This window comes from Paenibacillus sp. P4_A7 (assembly GCF_056402455.1).
Genome location: NZ_JBFUHJ010000858.1, coordinates 1 through 852 on the forward strand (window position 1 = coordinate 1; position 852 = coordinate 852).

An 852-nucleotide genomic window follows, 5' to 3' on the forward strand; every position below is an offset into this window, starting at 1 on the left:
ACTTAATGCAGATGATACAGGTCGTCTTTTTGACCATACTCGTATTTTTCGTCATCGTGACGATACATGAATGGGGTCATTATTACTTCGCCAAACGCGCAGGTATTTTGGTTCGCGAATTTGCAATCGGATTTGGACCGAAGCTTTTATCCATTAAACGTGGTGAAACGCGATATACGCTTAGACTGATTCCAGCTGGCGGATTTGTGCGTATGGCTGGAGAGGATCCAGAGATTGTCGATGTTCAGCCTGGACAGACAATAGCCGTTCGATTGAAGGACAATTTGGTTTCCAGGCTGTATTTGGATCGTTTGGATGATCGCAGTGGCGTTATACGTGGAGAGGTCGTCTTAATTGATTTGGAGCGTAAGCTTTCTGTTACACTAGATGTCGAGGGAGAGAACGAGAGTTATTTCGTACACCCTCAGGCGCTTATGATATCTAAAGGCAAGGAAACGCAAATAGCCCCTGTCGATAGACAGTTTGGCAATAAGACGGTAGGACAGCGTGCACTTGCAATTTTTGCCGGACCGATGATGAATTTCGTGCTCGCGTTTGTATTATTTGCAGCATATATTCAAATGGCAGGCGTGCCTGTTGAAAATCCTGACCGATTATTTGTTAACGAAGTATCTCCCGATATGCCTGCAGAAAAAGCAAACCTGAAAAAAGGCGACGTGATTGATACCGTAAATGGCGTGAAAATCGGCGCGGATTTTGATAAAATGATCGATATTATCGGAAAATCACCGAACGTTCCTGTTAAAATGGATATTATCCGTGATGGGATAGCTCAGCAAGTATTGTTGACACCGACGCCAAATAAAGAAGGTGTTGGAAAAGTGGGTATTA

The 852-nt window shown here is 43.8% G+C and carries 1 protein-coding gene; it reads left to right on the plus strand.

Features of this window, described 5'->3' with window-relative positions; genetic code table 11:
- Positions 1–5: 5 nt before the first annotated feature.
- The coding region (locus tag AC1DWN_RS34520) for a site-2 protease family protein (protein WP_477563309.1) at positions 6–852 on the plus strand (847 nt) is incomplete at its 3' end.